General features: G+C 71.9%; 18 protein-coding genes. 15 read left to right on the top strand and 3 right to left on the bottom strand.

All coding sequences use genetic code 11. The annotated features are described in order from the left end of the window. The first annotated feature begins 205 nt into the window (after nt 1–205). The 13 genes from BLT23_RS06760 to BLT23_RS06820 all read left to right on the top strand — a co-directional run bounded on the left by BLT23_RS06760 (nt 206) and on the right by BLT23_RS06820 (nt 13869). Nucleotides 206–1447, top strand: coding sequence for an AfsR/SARP family transcriptional regulator (locus tag BLT23_RS06760; protein WP_090046622.1), 1242 nt, complete (start codon nt 206–208; stop codon nt 1445–1447). Next, on the top strand, nt 1444–4029 hold the full coding sequence (locus tag BLT23_RS06765) for an AfsR/SARP family transcriptional regulator (RefSeq protein ID WP_090046623.1): 2586 nt from the start codon (nt 1444–1446) through the stop codon (nt 4027–4029). Before BLT23_RS06760 ends, BLT23_RS06765 begins: the two co-directional genes overlap by 4 nt. Before the next feature lie 74 nt (nt 4030–4103). After that, nucleotides 4104–5930, top strand: a complete 1827-nt coding sequence (locus tag BLT23_RS06770; protein ID WP_090046625.1) for a type VII secretion-associated protein — start codon at nt 4104–4106, stop codon at nt 5928–5930. 26 nt (nt 5931–5956) lie between these two features. Further along, the gene (locus tag BLT23_RS06775) at nt 5957–6340 is read left to right on the top strand and encodes a hypothetical protein (RefSeq protein WP_090046627.1); all 384 of its coding nucleotides are present in this window, start codon (nt 5957–5959) and stop codon (nt 6338–6340) included. A 145-nt stretch (nt 6341–6485) separates the two neighbouring features. Further along, the gene (locus tag BLT23_RS06780) at nt 6486–6797 is read left to right on the top strand and encodes a WXG100 family type VII secretion target (RefSeq protein WP_090046629.1); all 312 of its coding nucleotides are present in this window, start codon (nt 6486–6488) and stop codon (nt 6795–6797) included. A gap of 71 nt (nt 6798–6868) precedes the next feature. Then, nucleotides 6869–7150, top strand: a complete 282-nt coding sequence (locus tag BLT23_RS06785) for a WXG100 family type VII secretion target (protein WP_090046631.1) — start codon at nt 6869–6871, stop codon at nt 7148–7150. A 257-nt stretch (nt 7151–7407) separates the two neighbouring features. Next, nucleotides 7408–7851, top strand: a complete 444-nt coding sequence (rplM, locus tag BLT23_RS06790) for a 50S ribosomal protein L13 (protein ID WP_030472013.1) — start codon at nt 7408–7410, stop codon at nt 7849–7851. Nucleotides 7852–7877: 26 nt separating this feature from the next. Further along, nucleotides 7878–8411, top strand: a complete 534-nt coding sequence (gene rpsI, locus BLT23_RS06795; RefSeq protein ID WP_090046632.1) for a 30S ribosomal protein S9 — start codon at nt 7878–7880, stop codon at nt 8409–8411. Between the two features lie 104 nt (nt 8412–8515). Then, nucleotides 8516–9850 (top strand): phosphoglucosamine mutase, encoded by a 1335-nt coding sequence (gene glmM / locus BLT23_RS06800; protein WP_090046634.1) that lies wholly within the window; start codon nt 8516–8518, stop codon nt 9848–9850. Between the two features lie 34 nt (nt 9851–9884). Beyond that, nucleotides 9885–10184: a hypothetical protein gene (locus BLT23_RS06805; protein WP_218133656.1), complete on the top strand. Its 300-nt coding sequence runs from the start codon at nt 9885–9887 to the stop codon at nt 10182–10184. Nucleotides 10185–10333: 149 nt separating this feature from the next. Further along, nucleotides 10334–10639, top strand: a complete 306-nt coding sequence (locus tag BLT23_RS06810; RefSeq protein WP_090046638.1) for a type VII secretion target — start codon at nt 10334–10336, stop codon at nt 10637–10639. Between the two features lie 6 nt (nt 10640–10645). Beyond that, nucleotides 10646–13351 carry a WXG100 family type VII secretion target gene (locus tag BLT23_RS06815; protein WP_090046640.1) on the top strand — a complete coding sequence of 902 codons (2706 nt, stop codon included), beginning with the start codon at nt 10646–10648 and terminating at the stop codon, nt 13349–13351. Continuing rightward, complete coding sequence (locus BLT23_RS06820; protein WP_090046642.1) at nt 13348–13869, top strand: hypothetical protein; 522 nt, start codon at nt 13348–13350, stop codon at nt 13867–13869. Before BLT23_RS06815 ends, BLT23_RS06820 begins: the two co-directional genes overlap by 4 nt. A gap of 51 nt (nt 13870–13920) precedes the next feature. On the opposite strand, the gene BLT23_RS06825 is transcribed toward BLT23_RS06820, so the two are convergent. After that, complete coding sequence (locus tag BLT23_RS06825) at nt 13921–14580, bottom strand: hypothetical protein (protein ID WP_143035847.1); 660 nt, start codon at nt 14578–14580, stop codon at nt 13921–13923. Between the two features lie 10 nt (nt 14581–14590). Continuing rightward, a complete protein-coding gene (locus tag BLT23_RS06830; protein WP_090046646.1) occupies nt 14591–15418 on the bottom strand; it encodes a dienelactone hydrolase family protein in 828 nt (275 codons plus the stop codon). Nucleotides 15419–15551: 133 nt separating this feature from the next. Between BLT23_RS06830 and glmS the strand changes: the two genes are divergently transcribed. Together glmS and BLT23_RS06840 are read left to right on the top strand one after the other, a co-directional pair. Next, the gene (gene glmS / locus BLT23_RS06835; protein ID WP_090046648.1) at nt 15552–17411 is read left to right on the top strand and encodes a glutamine--fructose-6-phosphate transaminase (isomerizing); all 1860 of its coding nucleotides are present in this window, start codon (nt 15552–15554) and stop codon (nt 17409–17411) included. Between the two features lie 27 nt (nt 17412–17438). Further along, a complete protein-coding gene (locus BLT23_RS06840; protein ID WP_090046650.1) occupies nt 17439–18821 on the top strand; it encodes an NAD(P)H-hydrate dehydratase in 1383 nt (460 codons plus the stop codon). A 3-nt stretch (nt 18822–18824) separates the two neighbouring features. Here BLT23_RS06840 and BLT23_RS06845 read toward each other — a convergent pair whose 3' ends face one another. Further along, complete coding sequence (locus BLT23_RS06845; protein ID WP_090046652.1) at nt 18825–19448, bottom strand: maleylpyruvate isomerase family mycothiol-dependent enzyme; 624 nt, start codon at nt 19446–19448, stop codon at nt 18825–18827. Between the last annotated feature and the right edge of the window lie 54 nt (nt 19449–19502).

A 19502-nucleotide genomic window follows, 5' to 3' on the forward strand; every position in this document is an offset into this window, starting at 1 on the left:
CACCAGCACCGCTGAGGAGAACTCTGCCCGACACCGCTCACACTTCGCTCACACCCGCTCGCCGGTGTCCTGTGTGCACCGGCCACCGCACACCGGGAGAAAACCGGCGAGGTGTGGCAACGTTCGGCGAAGCTGCGGCGTGGTCTGTTCGGTGTGGAGGCCGAGGGCAGACCGCCGCACGGCCGGCTGAGGTGGAACAGGGGTCATGAACGTCGAGTACCGCGTCCTCGGGCCGTTGGAGGTGCTGCGCGACGCGACGCCGATCCCGTTGCCGGCGGGCAGGGGACGGGTGTTGCTCGCCACGTTGTTGTTGCGCCCCAACCGGTTCGTCTCGGTGGACGAGCTGGTGGACCGGTTGTGGGACGGTGAGCCGCCGACCCTGGACCGGGCCCACAAGACGTTGCAGATGGTCGTGCGGCGGGTGCGGATGGCGTTGGGGGAGGCCAACTGCGTCCGCACGGCGACCGGCGGCTACCTGGCGGAGGTGGACCCCGGGCGGCTGGACCTGACGCGGTTCCGCCGGCTCGCCGCCGAGGGGGAGCTCGCGGCGGCACTGGCGCAGTGGCGTGGTGCGCCGGTCTCCGACGTCGGCTCACGGCACCTGCACCGCGAGGACGTGCCGCCGCTCGTCGAGGAACGGCTTGTGGTGCACGGCAAGCGGATCGAGGCCGACCTGGCGCGTGGCCGCGGCGCGGAGCTGGTGGACGAGCTGCGGGAGCTGACCCGGGAACACCCGCTGCGCGAGGGGTTCTGGGCGCAGTTCGTGCACGCGCTGCACCAGGCGGGCAGGCCGCGGGAGGCGCTCGCCGCGTACGAGGAGATCCGCACCCACCTCGCCGACGACCTGGGCGTCGAGCCGGGACCGTCGTTGCGCGACCTGCACGACCGGCTGCTCACCCCGGTCTCGCTGCCCGGTGCGCCGCGCCTGCTGCCCGCGCCACCGGAGCGCCTCACGGGACGGGCCGCCGAGCTGGCCAGGCTCACCGCCGCGGCCACTCCCGGGACGTCGGTCGTGATCATCGCGATCGACGGCGCGGCGGGCGTCGGCAAGACGGCGCTGGCCCTGACCTGGGCGCACCTGGTCGCCGACCGCTTCCCCGACGGCCACCTGCACGCGGACCTGCGCGGCTCCGGTCCGCCGGGAGAGACAGCCGACCCCGCTGACGTGCTGGCCGGGTTTCTCGGCGCGCTCGGGATCTCGCGCGGGAGGATCCCCGGCGACCTGGCCGACCGGGCGGCGCTCTACCGCGGCGTCGTCGCCGACCGGCGCGTGCTCGTGGTGCTCGACGACGCCCGTGACGTGGAGCAGGTGCGTCCGCTGCTGCCCACCGGGCGGGGCTGCCTGGCCGTGGTCACCAGCCGCAGGCGGTTCACCGGCCTGGTGGTGCGCGAGGGGGCGGTGCCCGTGACGCTCGGCCCGTCCGGGACCGGTGAGGGGGAGAGATGACCGTGACCGTCGAGTTCCGCGTGCTCGGCCCGCTGGAGGTGCTGGTGGATGCGGAGCCGGTGCCCGTCCCGGCCGGTCGCTGCCGCGTGCTGCTGGCGACGTTGTTGTTGCGCCCCAACCAGTTCGTGCCGGTCGACGAGCTGGTCGACCGGGTGTGGGACGGTGAGCCGCCGACAGCGGACCGCGGTCACAAGACCCTGCAGATGGTCGTCGCCCGCCTGCGCACCGCGCTGGGCCCGGCCAACCGCGTGCGCACCTCCCGCGGCGGCTACCTCGTCGAGGTCGGTCAGGACGAGCTGGACCTGCTGCGGTTCCGCGCGCTGGCGGGGGCCGGCGACCACACCGCCGCGTCGGCGCTGTGGCGGGAACCGGTGCTGGGCAACGTGAAGTCCGACCGGCTGCACCGCGACGACGTGCCGCTGCTGCTCGACGAACGCCTGGCCGTGCTGGAGAGGCGGGTCGACGCCGACCTCGGCAGGGGACTGGCCGCGCAGCTCGTGCCCGAGCTGCGCTCGCTGGTCGCCGCGCACCCGTTGCGCGAGACGTTCTGGCGGCAGCTGATGCTCGCGCTCTACCGCTCCGACCGGCAGGTGGAGGCGCTCGCCGCCTATCAGGAGATCCGCGACCTGCTCGCGGACGAGCTCGGCGTCGATCCCGGACCACCGCTGCGCGAGCTGCACGAGCGCATCCTGCGTTCCGACGTCGAGCCGGCCGGGCAGCGCGTGGTGCCCCGGCAGCTGCCCGCGGGCGTGCGCAACTTCGTCGGACGCAGCGCCGAGCTGGCCGCGTTGTCCGCGACGGCCGGGATCACGCTGGTGCACGGCACCGGCGGCGTCGGCAAGACCGCGCTGGTGCTGCGCTGGGCGCACGAGGCGCGGTCGGGGTTCCCGGACGGCGACCTGCACCTCGACCTCAGGGGCTTCGACCCCGAGGGACGCCCGGTCCGCGCGGCGCAGGCCGCCGAGACGTTGCTGCTGGGGCTCGGCGTGAAGAAGGTGCCGGCCGACGAGGACGCGCGGTTCGCCTTGCTGCGCAGCGAGCTGGCCGACCGGCGCATGCTGCTCGTGCTGGACAACGCGGCCTCCAGCGACCAGGTGCTGCCGCTGCTGCCGGGCACCCCCGGTGTGCGGGTCGTCATCACGAGCCGCAACCAGCTCCGCCCCCTGGTCGCCAGGCACGGCGTCACGACGACGGCGCTGCACCAGCTGGACGACGAGGAGTCGCGCGCCCTGCTCGCGGCAGTCCTCGGCGCCGGGCGGCTCGCGGCCGAACCAGGCACGGCGGAGGAGATCGCCGCGCGGTGCACCGGCCTGCCGCTCGCGTTGCGGGTCTTCGCCGAACGCGTGGCCCGGTTCCCGGACGTACCGCTGAGCGAGTTCCTCGGCGAGCTGCGCGGCGAACGGCTCGACGCGCTGAGCGACTTCGAGGACGTCGACGTGCGGGCGGTGTTCTCGTGGTCGTACCGGGCGCTGGGCGAGGACGAGGCCAGGATGTTCCGGCTGCTGTCCGTCCACCCCGGAGCCGACTTCGACGTCCCCGCGGCGGCGGCGCTCGCCGGTGTGCCGGTCGCGAGGGCACGGCGGCTGCTCGAACGGCTCGCCGCCGACCACCTCGTCCAGTCGCGCTCACCCGGCCGCTACGACCTGCACGACCTGTTGCGGGCGTACGCGGCGGAGCTGTGCGGGGACGAAGAGGCGGCGGCGCTGAGGCTGACCGAGTGGTACGTCCACTCCCTGCAGAACGCCGCGGAGATGCTCCCCGGCAAGCAGACGCTGCGCGCGGAGGACCTGACGACCGGCGTCACGCCGCGGGAGTTCACCGACCGCTTCGAGGCGCTCGCCTGGTGCCGCGGCGAATGGGACAACCTCGGTGCCGTGCTGCACGCCGCACTCGGCCGCGGGTGGGGGCGTGCGGCGCAGGCGATCGTCGCGCACCTGCGCACGCACACCCTCGTCGAGCGGGTCCGCTCCCAGGACCTCGTCGCGATGTTCGAGGCGGTGCAGGGGATCGGGGCTCCCCGTGAGCAGGGCCTGAGCCGGGTGAAGCTGGCGGCCCAGTACGTCGACGTCGAACGGTACGAGGACGCGTTGCGGGAGTTCGAGGCCGGACTGCCGCTGGTGCGCGCGGCCGGGGAACGGCTCGCCGAGGTGTCGGCCCTGAACAACATGAGCATCGCGCTGCTCGCACTGGGCCGCAGGGAGGAGTCCCTCGCGGTCAACCACCGCACGCTCGACCTGGCCGTCGAGATCGGCGACCTCACGATGGAGGCCATCTGCGCCGCCAACATCGTCGGGTCGCTCAACGACCTCCGCCGCTACCCGGAGGCGGTCGAGGCGGGGGAGCGGGCGCGCGAGGCCATGCGCAGGCTCGGCGACGAGTACCTGGAGGCACGGCTCGACGACTTCGTCGGCTTCGCCCTCGCCGAGGTCGGCAGGCAGGAGGAGGGCCTGGAGATGCTGCGGCACGACGAGGCGGTGCGGGCCTGGGAGGAGGCGCTGGAGGTGGCGCGGTCCACCGGGATCCCGCGCGTCGAGGGACTCGAGACGAAGCTCTCCCTGGTGCGCGGACCCGGCCCTGGCTGAGGCGAGGTTGACCATCCGTGTCGTCTCGGCGGGTCTCATCGGGTAAGCATGTGCGCGAAAAGAGGGGAAGGTGCATGAGCCTGCACGTCGCGGTCGACTTCGGCACGTCGAGCACCTGCGTCGCGATCTCCGCGCGCGGCCGGGAGCCGCAGGTCGTCGTGTTCGACGGCCAGCCGCTGGTGCCGTCCGCCGTGTTCGCCGCGGCCGACGGCACCGTGTTCGTCGGCCAGGAGGCCGAGCGGCAGGCCGCGGTCGACCCCGCCCGGTACGAGCCGCACCCGAAGAGACGTGTGGACGAGGGCGAGCTGCTGCTCGGCACGTCCGTGCTGCCCGTGGTGGACGTCGTGCGCGCGGTGCTGACCCGGGCCGTCAACGAGGCACGGCGGGTGGGCGGCGGTGCGCCCGTCGACCTCCTCGTGCTGACGCACCCGGCCGACTGGGGCACGGTGCGCACGCGCGTCCTGCTCCAGGCCGCGCGAGGGCTCGGCCGGGAGGTCGTCCTGGTGCCGGAACCCGTCGCGGCGGCCGTCTTCCACTCGGCGAGCCACTCCGTCCCGGACGGTGCCGCGCTCGCCGTGCTCGACCTGGGCGGCGGGACCGTCGACGCGAGCGTGGTGGCGCGCACCGGCAGGAGCTTCCGGGTGCTCGCCACCAAGGGCGACCCGAGCTTCGGCGGCGCCGACATCGACCAGGCCCTGCTCGACCACGTCGGCGGGCTGGTCGCCGCCAAGGACCCCGAGGCGTGGCGGCAGCTCGTCGAGGGCAGGGAGATGGCCGACCGGCGCAAGCGGCGGGTGCTGCGGCAGGACGTGCGGGGCGCCAAGGAGACGCTGTCGCGGCACGCGTACACCGACGTCCCGATGCCGCCGCCGTTCCCCGACGCGCACGTCACCAGGTCCGACCTGGAGCAGCTGGTCACCGCGCAGCTCAGCAGGGCGGCGGCGCTGGTCGGCGGGGCCGTCCGCGACGCCGGTCTGGCGCCGGGGCAGCTCGCCGGCGTGTTCCTGGTCGGCGGGTCCAGCCGCATCCCGCTGGTCGCGCGGCTGGTCCACGAGCACACCGGGGTGGTGCCGACGAGCATCGACCAGCCGGAGACGGTCGTCGCCCGCGGCGCCCTCAGAGCGGTCAGCCTCGACCCGGAGCGAACCGGCGGGATGACGCAGCAGAAGCCTCCGCCCACCGGCGGGCCGGGTGACGTGACCCACAACATCCGGGTCGGCGACGACACCACCCGCAAGATCACCCGCCGCATCACGCCGCCGCCCGCCGCCCAGTTCCCCGCCGCGCCCTTCCCCGCGCCCTTCCCCGCACCGCCGCCGCCCAGGAAGAGCAGGACTCCGCTGTTCGTCGCGATCGGCGTCGTCGTCGTGCTCGCGGCCGCGGGCGTCGGCGGGTACCTGTGGCTGGGCCGCGAGAAGGAGCAGGCGCTCACGCCGCGGTCCGGCAACCAGATCGCCGTCTACGACTACTCCTTCGCCCGGCCGGACGGCTGGGAGCAGACGGGCGGTGCGGCCGCCGACCGCCAGGTGCTTTTGCAACCGGTGGACCGCGGTGAGAATTCCGAAGGCAAATCGCCGGAAGCGCGAATTGCTGTGCAGGAGCAAACCCTCACCTACGACAGCGACAAAGACCGCGTCCGCGCGCTGACGGAACTGCGGAACACGTACCAGGAACGCAAGGACAATGGCGACGAGGTCGCCGACTTCACCGATAACCGCACTTTCGCGGGGAAGTCTGTTGTTCACTATCGCGAAGTGGTCGGTTCGACCGGGGTCGACTGGTACATCCAGTTCCAGGGCGGGATCCAGGTGAGCGTGGGCTGTCAGGCGTCCGACGCCGCGCGGGCCCTGGTCGGGACCGCCTGTGAGCAGGTCGTCAGCTCGCTCGTCATCAAGCCGTAGGCACACGCACCACCAGGGAGTCGCCGATGTCCGCCAGCGAGGCTTTGAGCCGGTTCCGCGTCGAGGTCGGAACCGCCGTCACCCGCGCGCGCCGAGCCGCGGGCGAGATCGGTGAACGGAACGCGAAGCTCCGGGAACGCACCTGTGACCTCGCCGACCAGGCGCGTGCTCGCGCGGCGCAACCAGGCGCCCAGCCCACCTCCGCGCAGCTCAGGACGTCGGCCGCGGAGTTCCGGCGGGACCGCGGGCTGCCGGTCGAGCAGGTTCCGGACGTCGCGGAGTCCGTCGCCGCCCCTGTTGAGACGGAACGTGTCGTGCTGGGGTCCGTGGCCGTCGCCGGCCCGAGCGGTCAGCTCCCTCGCGTCAGCGACGATGACGAGGACTTTTCGCAGTCGCGAATCCTCTATTGAACCGCCCGGTTCCCGCGGTGCGTTTACTTGAGCAACTACTTGGAACCAACTCGGGACAGGACGGAACCGACGTGGCAGGGTGCTCGTCGGAAGAGGCGTACGAACCAAGCAGTACGACCTACGCACCAAACTAAGGGGATCTGCAATGGCTGGTGGTTTTCAGGCGACCACGGAAGAGATCGCGACTCTCTCCAAGGACGTCAACAACGCCCGGAACGAGTTCGACGGCATCCTCCGCTCGGTCCAGTCGACCTGCGAGACGCTGCGCGGTTCCTGGGACGGCCCCGCGGCCGTGGCGTTCAGCAAGCTGATGGAGCGCTACCGCGAGAACCAGGCCAAGCTGCTGAACGCCCTTGAGGTCATCGGCGAGGGCCTGGCCGGCACGGCGCAGGACATGGACACCCGCGAAGACGAGCAGGGCTCGGCCATGACGGGCATCGCCGGCCGCCTCGGCTGATCGCTCCCGCGTTCCGGCTCGGTAAGCACCTCTCCACCATCAGTCTTCTTCGGTACTCAAGGGGATAAACAATGATCAAGGTTACGTTCGGCGAGCTGCAGAGCGCTTCGTCGCAGATCAACAGCGCCTACAACAAGATCACGGGCGAGCTGGAGGGCCTCGAGGGCCGCGTCAAGGCCGTGCTCGCCGGCTACGACGGCGAGAGCTCCGAGGCGTACAACAACGCCCAGCGGGAGTGGGACACGGCCGCCGCCGAGCTGGCGCAGGTCCTCTCCTCCGTCGGTGTCGCCGTGCAGCAGGCCGCTGACGCCTACCAGGAGGGTGAGCGCCGCAACGCCTCCCGCTGGGGCTGAGCCGCCGCCTGACGCAGGACCCCCCGCGAGCCCCGGAACCACGTGGTCCGGGGCTCGCGTACGTCCGGGTGGGGAGGGGGTCGGAGGACCCCGTTTTGGTCCCCGCACCTCCCATCCGGTATCTTCTGTCGTTGTTGTGCGGTAGCTGGCGCCCATGTGTGCCGCGCCTGTCTCGGAACCTCCGCTTGGCCAGTCCAAGATCGGTCTGGGGCAACCGCCGCAGTGACCCCAGACGCAAGTGACGACGAGGTAGATCCGTGCGCACGTACAGCCCGAAGCCCGGTGAGGTGACCCGCACCTGGCACGTGATCGACGCCCAGGACGTGGTGCTCGGCCGGCTCGCCACCCAGGCCGCGACGCTGCTGCGCGGCAAGCACAAGCCGACCTACGCCCCTCACGTTGACACCGGTGACTTCGTTGTCATCATCAACGCTGACAAGGTCGCCCTGACCGGCTCCAAGCGGGACCAGGAGTTCCAGTACCGCCACTCGGGTTTCCCCGGCGGTCTGCGCAAGCAGTCCTTCGGCGAGGTCCTGGACACGCGTCCGGACCGCCTGGTGGAGAAGGCGATCAAGGGCATGCTGCCCAAGAACCGCCTGGGCCGTCAGATCGCGAACAAGCTGAAGGTCTACAGCGGACCGAACCACCCGCACGCGGCGCAGCAGCCGCAGGCGTTCGAGATCAAGAAGATCGCCCAGTGAGCGACGAGTACACCGAGGAAGTTCCTGTGACCACCCCTGAGAACGAGACCCCCGAGGTCGAGGCCGAGGTCGTCGAGGCTGCCGCTCCCGAGGCCGAGGCCGAAGAGGCCGAGGTCGTCGAGGAGGAGGAAGTCTCCGCACCGGTGGTCGTCGCCCCCGCTCTGAACGGCGCCGCGCACCTCGCGCAGACAGTCGGCCGCCGCAAGGAGGCCGTCGTCCGCGTCCGCCTCGTGCCCGGCACCGGCAAGTTCACCCTGAACGGCAAGGCTCTCGAGGAGTACTTCCCGAACAAGGTGCACCAGCAGCTCATCAAGGAGCCGCTCGTCACCACGGAGAAGCCCGAGACCTTCGACGTCATCGCCAACCTGCGTGGCGGCGGCATCACCGGCCAGGCCGGTGCGCTGCGTCTCGCCATCGCGCGTGCGCTGATCGCCGTCGACTCCGAGGACCGCCCGGTGCTCAAGAAGGCCGGCTTCCTCACCCGTGACCCGAGGGTCAAGGAGCGCAAGAAGTACGGTCTGAAGAAGGCCCGCAAGGCGCCTCAGTACTCCAAGCGTTGATCTAGAGCTGTACCCGCGGGAGCAGCAGTTCACCTCGAACTGCTGCTCCCGTGGTGTTTTCCGGGTCTTTCCCGCAGCCTCGCAGTGTCCACATCGGAGGATTCATGGCCCGCCTGTTCGGCACCGACGGAGTGCGTGGTCTCGCCAACGCGGACCTCACGCCCGAGCTCGCGATGTCCGTCGCCGCCGCGGCGGCACGGGTGCTCGCCGAGCACGACCGCTCCCACCGCCCCGTCGCCGTCGTCGGCCGCGACCCGCGGGCGAGCAGCGAGATGCTCGACGCCGCCGTCACCGCGGGCCTCACCTCGGCCGGTGCGGACGTCCTGCGCGTCGGGGCGTTGCCGACGCCCGCCGTCGCCCACCTCGTCTCCGCGCTGGGTGCCGACATCGGCGTGATGATCTCGGCGTCGCACAACGCCATGCCCGACAACGGGATCAAGCTCTTCGCCGCGGGCGGCCACAAGCTGCCCGACTCCGTCGAGGACGAGATCGAGCAGCTCATGGGCACCGGGTTCGAACGCCCGACGGGTGCCGCGATCGGCCGGGTGCGGGACGTGCCCGACGCCGAGACCCAGTACGTCGAGCACCTGCTCAAGGTCACCCCGCACCGCCTCGACGGCCTCAAGGTCGTGGTGGACTGCGCGAACGGTGCCGCGTCGGTGGCCGCACCGGACGCGTACCGCCGCGCGGGCGCCGAGGTCGTCGCGATCAACGCCTCCCCGGACGGCCTCAACATCAACGACGGCTGTGGTTCCACCCACATCGACGTCGTGGCCGCCGCCGTCCGCGAGCACGGTGCCGACCTCGGCATCGCCCACGACGGCGACGCCGACCGCTGCCTGGCCGTGGACGCCGAGGGCAACACGGTCGACGGCGACCAGATCCTCGCCGTGCTGGCGCTCGCCATGCGCGACGCGGGCGAGCTGTACGAGGACACGCTCGTCGCGACCGTGATGAGCAACCTCGGCCTGCACCTCGCCATGAAGGACGCCGGGATCAAGCTGCGCACCACGGCCGTCGGCGACCGCTACGTGCTGCAGGACCTCAAGGCCGGCGGCTACTCGCTCGGCGGCGAGCAGTCGGGGCACGTGGTGCTGCCCGCGCACGCCACGACCGGCGACGGCCTGCTGACCGCGCTGCGCCTGATGGCCCGCATGGCCGAGACCCGCAAGCCGCTCGCCGAGCTCGCCGCGGTGATGCGCCGCCTGCCGCAGGTGCTGATCAACGTGAAGGTGACCGACAAGGCCGCCGTCGCGAAGGACGTCTCCGTCAGCGAGGCCGTCGCCTCCGTCGAGGCCGAGCTGGGCGACACCGGCCGCGTGCTGCTGCGCCCGTCCGGCACCGAGCAGCTCGTGCGGGTGATGGTCGAGGCGACGAGCCACGAACAGGCCGAGTCGGCCGCGCGGCGACTGGCCGATGTGGTTTCCTCGGTGCACTGAAGACTGAGATGGGGGCCTGGCCGTGGTGATGCCGTTGCTGCTGGTGATCGTTCTGCTGCTCGTGGCGGTGACAGCGGTGGTGGTCATCGCGGTCGTAGTGTCGAAGAAGAACAAGGCTCGGCCCCCCGTCCCGCCCGGCTACGGCCATCCCCAGCAGTACCCGCCCCAGCAGCAGTGGCAGCAGGGCGGGCCCCCGGCTCCCGGTGGGCAGTGGCCCCAGGGGCAGCAGTTCCAGTCTCAGCCCGGCGGGCAGTGGCCCCAGCCGGGCCCTCCTGCCGGTCAGCCCCAGCAGGGTCAGCCCCAGCAGGGGCAGCAGCCTCCCCACCAGTGGTGATCGCCGGCGGTGCGTGCCGCACCGGGCGTTTACGAAGGCAACCGACATCGCGGAAGCCCAGGTCGGCCCCCGAGCCGAGCTGGCACTGTATGGCGGAACCCCGCTGAGCCGAACTGCGTCAGATCGGGGACTAGGGGAGGCAGGAGCACATGTCCGGCTATCAGGCGAACGCTGGCGAGATGATGTCGTCCGCGACCACCATCCAGGGGATCGCGACCGAGATCGAGAACCACAAGGCGAAGATCACCGCGAGTGCCGTGAGCGAGAAGGACTTCGGTCGCGCGCACACCGCCGGCGGCGCCAAGTACAAAGCCGGCCTGCCGAAGGTAGCCGAGGCGATCGGGGCCTACTCCGCCGCGATGAAGGGTCTCTCGGACAAGCTGCGCGAGTCCGCGAACGGCTACGAGTGGACCGACGAGGCCAACGCGGTCAAGTTCGACAAGCAGGGAAGGTAGTCGCAGATGCCCACCTGGGAAGAAGTCAAGAAGCTCTGCGACAACCCCGAGGTCCCGCCGGACCAGAAGAAAGCCCTTCTCGAGGCGTACTACACGACCGAGATGGACAAGGACTTCACGGGCACGCACAACGACGAGCTCGAGAAGTACCTCGACGACTACGACATCTCCTACGGCGACGGCTTCGGCCAGTCGCTGTCGAACGCGTTGCCGTGGTCGGACTCCTCGGAAGAGCGGCTGAACAACGCCTACGACATCGCCAAGAAGTCGGGCGAGGCCGGTCAGAAGAAGATCGACGACCACAACAACGCGAAGAAGTCCGGCCAGAACGTCCTCGACCAGTCCGAGCAGCGGGCCACCGACGGCGGCGCGGGTGTCGCCAACTCGAACCAGCTGCTGGACGCGGGGGCGCCCGGCCTGAAGTACTTCGAGAACTTCCTCCCGGTCTACGCGGAGGCGAAGTCGGTCATCGGTGTCGGCTCCGACGTCAACACCGACTACAACCACGTCAAGACGCTCTACGAAGAGCAGCGCGACATCGACTTCCACAAGATCGACATCGACATCGTCGAGATGCGCCAGGTCTCCTCCGAGCTGCGCACCCAGCAGGCCGACTCCGAGAAGTCGATGTCCAAGCTGTGGTCGACCTGGGACGGCCAGGCCGCGGACAACTCGCGCGCCTTCGTCGCCGACTTCTCGAAGAAGGCCGCGGCCGTCGCCGACGAGGTCAACCACATCGCCGACGCGACGCGCTACGCGTGCCACACGGTGTCGCAGATCGTGAACGACAAGGCGAGCGCCGTCCTCAACGGCGTGGGCAGCCCGTTCGACATCGCGGGCAAGACCCCGCCGCAGATCCGCGAGGTCATCGAAGGCGCGGACTCCGACGACGAGGGCATCCTCAAGCGCGCCGCCGGGCACGTCGGCATCCAGATCGACGACGGCGCGTGCGACGGCGACGTGTGGAAGCGCGAGGTCCGCAAGGGCTGCCGCGAGTGGCTCCAGACCACGTTCCACAACGACGTCAGCACCAAGTACAAGAACTTCGTCGAGCTCTGCACGACCACCAAGAAGGCCGTCGACGACGCGTGGAACACGCTCGGCGGCGAGATCGACAAGATCAACACCAAGCCGTTCGAGACCAAGCAGGAGAAGCCCGCCGAGAAGCCGGCCGACGACGGCGGTGGCAGTGGCGGCAAGGACAAGACCGGCACGGGTGGCACCACGGGCACGGGCGGCACCAGCGGGACCGGCGGAACCAGCGGGACCGGCGGGGGCACCGGCGGTGGCGTGCCCGAGGTCCCGAAGCCGGAGAACCCGCTCGACAAGGACGGCGACGGCAAGCCGGACGTCCCCGGTGACACCGACGGCGACGGCAAGCCCGACGACCTCGACGGCGACGGCAAGCCGGACGACCAGCAGCAGCCGCAGCCCGAGGAGAACCTCGAGACCGTCACGGTCAAGGCGGGCGACAACACGATCAAGATCACGGAGCCCGACTCGAACGGGCACGTGAAGATGACGATCGACACGCCGAAGGGTGAGCCGAAGACCTACGACCTCGACTTCAGCAAGAACCCCGAGGCCGCCAAGGCCCTGATGGGCCAGAACGGCACGCAGGCCATCACGGCGATGGCGAACCAGCTCACCGGCACGGCGACCACGGGCGGCCCGGCGGCCGCGTCCGCCGCGGGGGGCACGCCCGCGCCCGGTGGCGGTGCGGCGGGTCCGCTGGGGTCGGAGGCCAACCCGATCCCGGTCGAGGTCGGCGAGGACGGCAAGATCCACATCGAGCAGGACGGCGTGGCCTTCACCGCCGAGGTCGACCCCGCGACGGGCGAGATCAGCCTGACCGCGGACGACGGCGACGGCACGCCGGACGAGATCGGCGTGACGTTCGGCGAGGACGAGAACCCCGCGGCGGCCGGTGGTGCCGGTGGCGGTGCCGCGGCCGGTGCCGCGGCCGGGGACATGCGCATCGACCAGCCGCTCACCCTGCCCGACGAGAGCTTCCCGCAGGCCGTGGGCCGCGAGTTCGACGGCGGTTTCCAGACCATGCCGGCACCGGCGGCGGAGGGTGGTTTCCAGGCCATGCCGGCACCGGCGGCTGACGGCGGTTTCCAGACGATGCCCGCGCAGGGCGAGCAGGTGTGGAGCCCGCCGGGCGCGCCGGACATCGCCGACCGCTTCCAGCAGTCGGTGGCCAGGAGCTTCATCGAGGACAACGGCATCATGCCGAGCCTCGGCGAGCCGCGGTCCCCGGCGGACGGCCCGGTGCGCGCGATGGCGTCGGACAGCACGATGACGTCCGGTGTCTCGTTCACCGGCGGCGGTTCGTCCGGCGAGTCGGTGCTCGGCGGGCCGGTCCAGGCCGACAGCGCCTGGAACGCTCCCGCGCAGGGCGACAACGGCGGTTCGTTCGACACGAACGCCTCCGAGGCCGGTCAGGCCGGGTCGGCGAACCTGCCGTCCCTGCAGGAGCCCCACGGTCAGCCCGCCTCCGGTGCCGCGTCCGGCGGCATGATGGGGGGCGGGATGATGGGCGGCGGCATGATGGGGGGCGGCGCCGGTGGTCAGCAGGGCGGCGACTCCGAGCGGGGCGCGAGCCAGTGGCGCACCACGGGGTCGTTGTTCGACGACGACAGCAACCCGCTGAGCGGCGCCCACGGCGTGCTCAGCGGTGACGACGGCACTCGCGGAGGCTCCTGGTGAGCGACCTCGACCTCGCCGCCTTCAAGGCGAAGCTCTCCGGCATCGCGTCGGAGCACTCGTCGCGCATGGCGGACGTCCGGCAGAAGTTCGACGAGTCGGCCAAGGCGACGCAGGAGAGCCACGACAAGTTCGCCGACCGCAAGCAGCGCCTCACCGCGCGGCTGCGGGAGATGGCGCGCAACCAGCGCGGCGAGAACCAGCACGCCCACCGCGCCAAGGAGCTGTCGTTCGGGCTGGAGGACGAGTCCGCGGCGCCGCACGACGACCTCGCGGAGGAGCTCGCGCAGATCGAGAAGGAGCGGCAGGCGCGCGAGCTGCGTGCCCAGTCCGAGGCGTTCATGAGCGGGCGGCACACCGTCGCCGAGGCTCCGGTGCGGCAGCCGCCGGCGGTCGCGCAGCCGGTGGCCCCGCCACCCCAGCTGCCGCCACCACCGGTCCGTCAGCCCCCGCCGTCCCGGCGTCCGCGTCCGCCGGTCGACGATGACGACGACCTGAGCAACCAGAGCTGGTTGTCCTGAGACGACGAACGCCCCCTCGGTCCGAAGACCGAGGGGGCGTTTCTCGTCTGGTCAGCGAGGTGGTCCGTAGCCGGGCGGCGGCGGGCCTTGCGGGGGTCCGTAGCCGGGCGGCGGGCCCTGCGGAGGCCCGTAGCCGGGTGGTGGCGGCTGCTGCGGGAACTGCGGCTGCCCGCCGGGGTGTGGCGCGGCGGTGGGACGCAGGGCGTCGGTGACCGGCGGCAGGATCGCCAGCACGCCGAGGATGAGCGTGAGAGTGGCCGCGACGTACGGCTCACTGGGCGCGCTCCAGTCGAGCTGCACGTAGTATACGAACCGGCAGGCGGCGGCGAGCACCCCGAGCACGGCGGACCCGGCGACGAGGAACGCGCCGGGCAGCTTGCGCAGCACGATCAGCAGCGCTCCCGCGATCAGCACCACCATCGTGAGCAGGTCGAAGACGATGCCCCCGATGCTCAGCGGGGTCAGCAGGGCACCGCTGCCGCCCGTCATCGCGAGCCTGCGTGCGGTGCCCTCGGGGTCGATGTCGACCCAGTGCTTGCCGATCACCCCCTTGATGCCGAGGATTCCCCAGAACACGGCGAGACCCGCCGCACCGGCCGCGACGGCGATCGCCAGTCCGAGGATTCCTCTGCCCCTGGGAGGAGGAGGGCCCCACTGCTGCTGCGGTGGCTGGTTCTGGTGCCAGCCCTGGTTCTGCGATCCCGGCATCACGCCGAGCAACCTAGCGCGTGCGCAGCGCTTCCCGCTGGAAGACGAGGTTGGCGTTCTTCAGGTCACTGTCGAGCAGCTCGTCGTAGGTCCGCTCACCGGTCAGCACGCGCAGCAGGAAGGCCGTCACGAACGCGCGCCCGATCTTGTGCGACCCGCGTTCGGAGCTGCCGTCCAGCAGCAGCTCGCTCCAGTGCCTGCCCTCGGTGAAGCCGAGGTGCGACGCCTTGGGCAGCAGGCGGAGCTGCACGGGACCGCCCCACGCCTGCGCGATGGCCTCGGAGTGGCCGACCGGCGGGGCGATGCGGTCCTCGCCCGCGGCGAGGTGCAGACCGGGGGCGCGGACCTCGCGAGCGGCGTCGAGCGCGGACGGACGGGTCTCCGTTGCGGCCAAAGTCACAACGGCCTTCACCCGCTCCGCCCCGGACGCGGCGAGCACCGCGGCACCGCCGCCCATCGAGTGCCCGGCCAGTGCCAGGCGCGCCGGGTCGACGCTGATCTTGCCCTCGCCCAGCCGCACGCCGGTGCAGACGTCGAGCGTGGTCATCAGGTTCGCGGCGAGCACCCGCGACGACAGCAGCGGGCCGCGTTCGACGGCCGGTGCGGCGGCGACCAGGCCCCACGAGGCGAGGTGCCGCAAAAGCCCGTGGTAGCGGCGTACGGGCTGCATCCAGCCGTGTCCGAACGCGACGGCGGGCAGGCCGAGCCCCGACTGCGGCGTGAAGATCACGCCCGGCAGGCCGACGAGCGCGAGGTGGCCGCGCAGCACGGGGTGCGGACCGGGCCTGCTGAGCTGCTCGAGGGCCTGTTTCGCGGTCAGCGTGATCACGCGGCGAGCCATGGGTGAACCGTAGTCGATCCCGCCGCGCGCACCACACGCGAGAATGGTCTACACCACCTGAGGCGCTGACCTGCGGTGATGTGCGGCAATCACTCATTAGGGTTAGCGGCGTGGTCTGGCTAGTCTGTTTTCCGTGTGCGGAATCGTGGGATACGTGGGTCACCAGCCGGCGCTCGACGTCGTGCTGGACGGGCTGAGGCGGCTCGAGTACCGGGGTTACGACTCGGCAGGCGTCGCGGTCGTGGCGGGCGACGACCTCGCCGTCGAACGCAAGGCAGGCCGGCTGCAGAACCTGGAGACGAGGCTCGACGAGGTGGGCCGCGACAACTTCGCGGGCACCGTCGGCATGGGCCACACGCGGTGGGCGACGCACGGCGCGCCGATCGACAGGAACTCGCACCCGCACCGCGACGCGACCAACCGCGTCGCCGTGGTGCACAACGGCATCATCGAGAACTTCCTCGCGCTGCGCGCCGAGCTCGAAGGTCTCGGCGTCGAGATGGCGTCCGACACCGACACCGAGACGGTCGCGCACCTGGTCGCCCTGGCCTACGCCGACGGCGAGACGAAGGGCGACCTGCCCGCCAGCGTGCGCAAGGTCGTGCGGCGGCTCGAGGGCGCGTTCACGCTCGTCTTCACGCACGCCGACGAGCCGGACCAGGTCGTCGCCGCGCGCCGCAACTCGCCGCTGGTCGTCGGCGTGGGCGAGAACGAGTACTTCGTCGCGAGCGACGTCGCCGCGTTCATCGCGCACACCAAGGAGGCCGTCGAGCTGGGGCAGGACCAGATGGTCGTGCTGACCCGCGACGGCTACGAGGTCACCGACTTCGACGGCGTGACGGCCGACGCCAAGCCGTTCACGGTCAACTGGGACCTCAGCGCCGCCGAGAAGGGCGGCCACGAGTACTTCATGCTCAAGGAGATCGAGGAGCAGCCGGAGGCGCTGGCCAACACGCTGCGCGGCCACTTCGCGAACGGCCGGATCGTCCTCGACGAGCAGCGCCTGTCCGACCAGGACCTGCGCGACGTCGACAAGGTCTTCGTCGTCGCCTGCGGTTCCGCCTACCACTCCGGTCTCGTCGCGAAGTACGCGATCGAGCACTGGACGCGGCTGCCCGTCGAGGTCGAGCTGGCCTCCGAGTTCCGCTACCGCGACCCGGTCCTCGACCGCGACACGCTCGTCGTCGCCGTGTCGCAGTCCGGCGAGACCGCGGACACGCTGGAGGCCGTGCGGCACGCCCGCGCGCAGAAGGCCCGCGTGCTGGCCGTCTGCAACACCAACGGCGCGCAGATCCCGCGCGAGTCCGACGCCGTGCTCTACACGCACGCCGGTCCGGAGATCGGTGTCGCGTCGACGAAGGCGTTCCTCGCCCAGATCGCCGCGAACTACCTGGTGGGCCTGGCCCTGGCGCAGGCGCGCGGCACCAAGTACCCGGACGAGGTCGCCCGCGAGTTCCACGAGCTGGAGGCCATGCCGGAGGCCGTGCGGCGCGTGCTCGGCACCGTCGAGCAGGTCCGTGCGCTCGGCCGCGAGCTGGCCGACTCGAAGGCGGTGCTGTTCCTGGGCCGCCACGTCGGCTACCCGGTGGCGCTGGAGGGCGCGCTCAAGCTCAAGGAGCTCGCCTACATGCACGCCGAGGGCTTCGCGGCGGGCGAGCTCAAGCACGGCCCGATCGCGCTGATCGAGGAGAACCTCCCGGTCGTCGTGGTCATGCCGTCGCCGAAGGGCCGCGCCGTCCTGCACTCGAAGCTGGTGTCGAACATCAGCGAGATCCAGGCCCGCGGGGCCCGCACGATCGTGATCGCCGAGGAGGGCGACGAGACCGTGCGCCCGTTCGCCGACCACCTGATCGAGATCCCGGCCGTCCCGACGCTGCTGCAGCCGCTCATCTCGACGGTGCCGCTGCAGGTCCTCGCGGCCGAGATCGCGCGCAGCCGCGGCTACGACGTGGACAAGCCTCGCAACCTGGCGAAGTCCGTTACCGTCGAGTGAGTTGACCCCGCCGGGCAAAGGGGAGCTGTGCGAGGCGTCTGGCACACCGAACGCGTCAAGTCCGCTGAAGAGGAGCTCATGGCGGTCGTCCCGCCGGGCTCGTTGATGCGCAAGGCCGCGTTCGGTGTGGCCACCCACGCCCTGCGGCTCCTCGCCGGCCGTCGCCGCGTCACGATGCTCGTCGGTGCGGGCAACAACGGCGGTGACGCCCTCTGGGCCGGCTACTTCCTGCGCCGCAGGGGAGTCGCCGTGTCCGCGGTCCTGCTCAACCCGGCCAAGGCGCACGCGGAGGGTCTCGCCGCCTTCCGCCGCGCCGGAGGCCGGGTCGTCGAGGAGATCGGCGACCCCGACCTGGTGATCGACGGCATCGTGGGCCTCTCCGCACGCGGCCCGCTGCGCCCGGACGCGGCGGCGCTCGTCGAGTCCGTGCGGGCGCCGATCCTCGCCGTGGACCTGCCGTCCGGCATCGACCCGGACACCGGCGAGATCACCGGCCCGCACGTGCGGGCGCACACCACCGTCACGTTCGGCTGCCTCAAGCCCGTGCACGCGCTCGCCGACTGCGGCGAGGTGCACCTGGTCGACATCGGGCTGCGCCCGTCAGACCCCGACTTCGTCCTGCTCGACCGGTCCGACATCGACTGGCCGGTGCCGGGACCGTCCGACGACAAGTACACCCAGGGCGTGACGGGTGTCGCGGCAGGAAGTTCCACCTATCCGGGTGCCGCCGTGCTCTCCACGGGTGCCGCGGTGCTCGCGACGTCCGGCATGGTCCGCTACGCCGGTCCCGCCGCCGACGCGATCCGCGCGCGGTGGCCGGAGACGATCTGCACCGGCTCGATCACCGACGCGGGCCGCGTCCAGGCGTGGGTCGTCGGGCCCGGCATGGGCACCGGGAACTCGTCCGCCGAGGTGCTGCGGTTCGTGCTCGACGCGAACGTCCCGGTGGTCGCCGACGCGGACGCCATCACGCTGCTCGCCGGGAACCCGCGGCTGTGGGACGCCCGCGACCCCGACTCGGCACTGGTGCTGACCCCGCACGACCGCGAGTTCGAACGCCTGGCCGGACCGGTCGGCGCCGACCGGGTCGCGGCGGCGCGCAAGGCGGCCCGGCGCTTCGACGCCGTGGTGCTGCTCAAGGGCCACCGGACCGTCGTGGCGGCCCCGGACGGCAGGGCACTGGTCAACTCGGCCACGTCGTCGTGGCCCGCGACCGCCGGATCGGGTGACGTGCTGTCCGGCATCATCGGCGCGCTGCTGGCCTCCGGGCTCGACCCGTTCCTGGCCGCCGGGTACGCGGCCCACGCGCACGTGCTGGCCGCCGAGCTGGCCGCGGCCGGGGCCCCGGTGCCCGCCTCGGGTCTGCTGGCGGCGATCCCGGACGCCATCCGCGCGCTGCGGACGCGGTGAGCCTCAGACCACCGAGAAGCCTTCCGGAAGCCCGCTCCTGCCGGTCAGCGCGAGCAGCACCCGCCGTCCGTCACCGGTGACCGCGGCCAGCCGGGCGGCCAGGCCCGCGGCCTCGGCGAGCACGTCCACGGGCAGGCCGAGGCGCGCCCCGGTGGCGTTCGCGACGTCCATGCCGTGCACGACCAGCTCGAACGTCCTGGTGGGCAGCCAGCAGGCCAGCCGCATGCCGCCGCCCGCGGTGGTGACGAGGGCGTCCGGACCGGCGGCGGCCACGGCGGCGACGGCCCGGTCCGCGAGCGGCCGGACGTGGTCGGCGGGCCGCTCGCCGAGCCGTGCTCCCCAGGCCCCGGCGTCCGCGGCCGACGCGGCGACGGCGGCCTCCAGCACGTCCGGCCCGGCTGTTCTGGCCAGGGCGTAGTAGCTCTCCGGCGTGGTGAGGTCCTCGGTCGCGGCCGGTCGGCCGAGCCCGTCGGCGACCGCCGCCAGCCCGGCCGAGACGGTGTGGCCGATCAGGTCGCGCACGGTCCACTCGCCGAGACCGGGCGCGGAGAGCCGGTCGGCGGGCACCGTCTCCACCAGACCGGTGAAGGCCCGCGCCGCGGCGGTGAACGTGTCCTGTGCGGTCATGTCGCGAGCATGGCGGAGCACGGGGCACCGGAGGTCGTGCTTCACGCTCGGCGA

The sequence above is a fragment of the Lentzea fradiae genome, assembly GCF_900100955.1.
Lineage (GTDB): Bacteria > Actinomycetota > Actinomycetes > Mycobacteriales > Pseudonocardiaceae > Lentzea > Lentzea fradiae.

Bases quoted from the DNA above. Each gene is read 5' to 3' on its own strand.
- BLT23_RS06810 (WP_090046638.1), top strand. From the start codon at position 10,334: ATGTCCGGCTATCAGGCGAACGCTGGCGAGATGATGTCGTCCGCGACC.
- BLT23_RS06845 (WP_090046652.1), bottom strand. From the start codon at position 19,448: ATGACCGCACAGGACACGTTCACCGCCGCGGCGCGGGCCTTCACCGGT.
- BLT23_RS06785 (WP_090046631.1), top strand. From the start codon at position 6,869: ATGATCAAGGTTACGTTCGGCGAGCTGCAGAGCGCTTCGTCGCAGATC.
- BLT23_RS06765 (WP_090046623.1), top strand. From the start codon at position 1,444: ATGACCGTGACCGTCGAGTTCCGCGTGCTCGGCCCGCTGGAGGTGCTG.
- BLT23_RS06760 (WP_090046622.1), top strand. From the start codon at position 206: ATGAACGTCGAGTACCGCGTCCTCGGGCCGTTGGAGGTGCTGCGCGAC.
- BLT23_RS06775 (WP_090046627.1), top strand. From the start codon at position 5,957: ATGTCCGCCAGCGAGGCTTTGAGCCGGTTCCGCGTCGAGGTCGGAACC.
- BLT23_RS06815 (WP_090046640.1), top strand. From the start codon at position 10,646: ATGCCCACCTGGGAAGAAGTCAAGAAGCTCTGCGACAACCCCGAGGTC.
- glmM (WP_090046634.1), top strand. From the start codon at position 8,516: ATGGCCCGCCTGTTCGGCACCGACGGAGTGCGTGGTCTCGCCAACGCG.
- BLT23_RS06770 (WP_090046625.1), top strand. From the start codon at position 4,104: ATGAGCCTGCACGTCGCGGTCGACTTCGGCACGTCGAGCACCTGCGTC.
- BLT23_RS06830 (WP_090046646.1), bottom strand. From the start codon at position 15,418: ATGGCTCGCCGCGTGATCACGCTGACCGCGAAACAGGCCCTCGAGCAG.
- BLT23_RS06780 (WP_090046629.1), top strand. From the start codon at position 6,486: ATGGCTGGTGGTTTTCAGGCGACCACGGAAGAGATCGCGACTCTCTCC.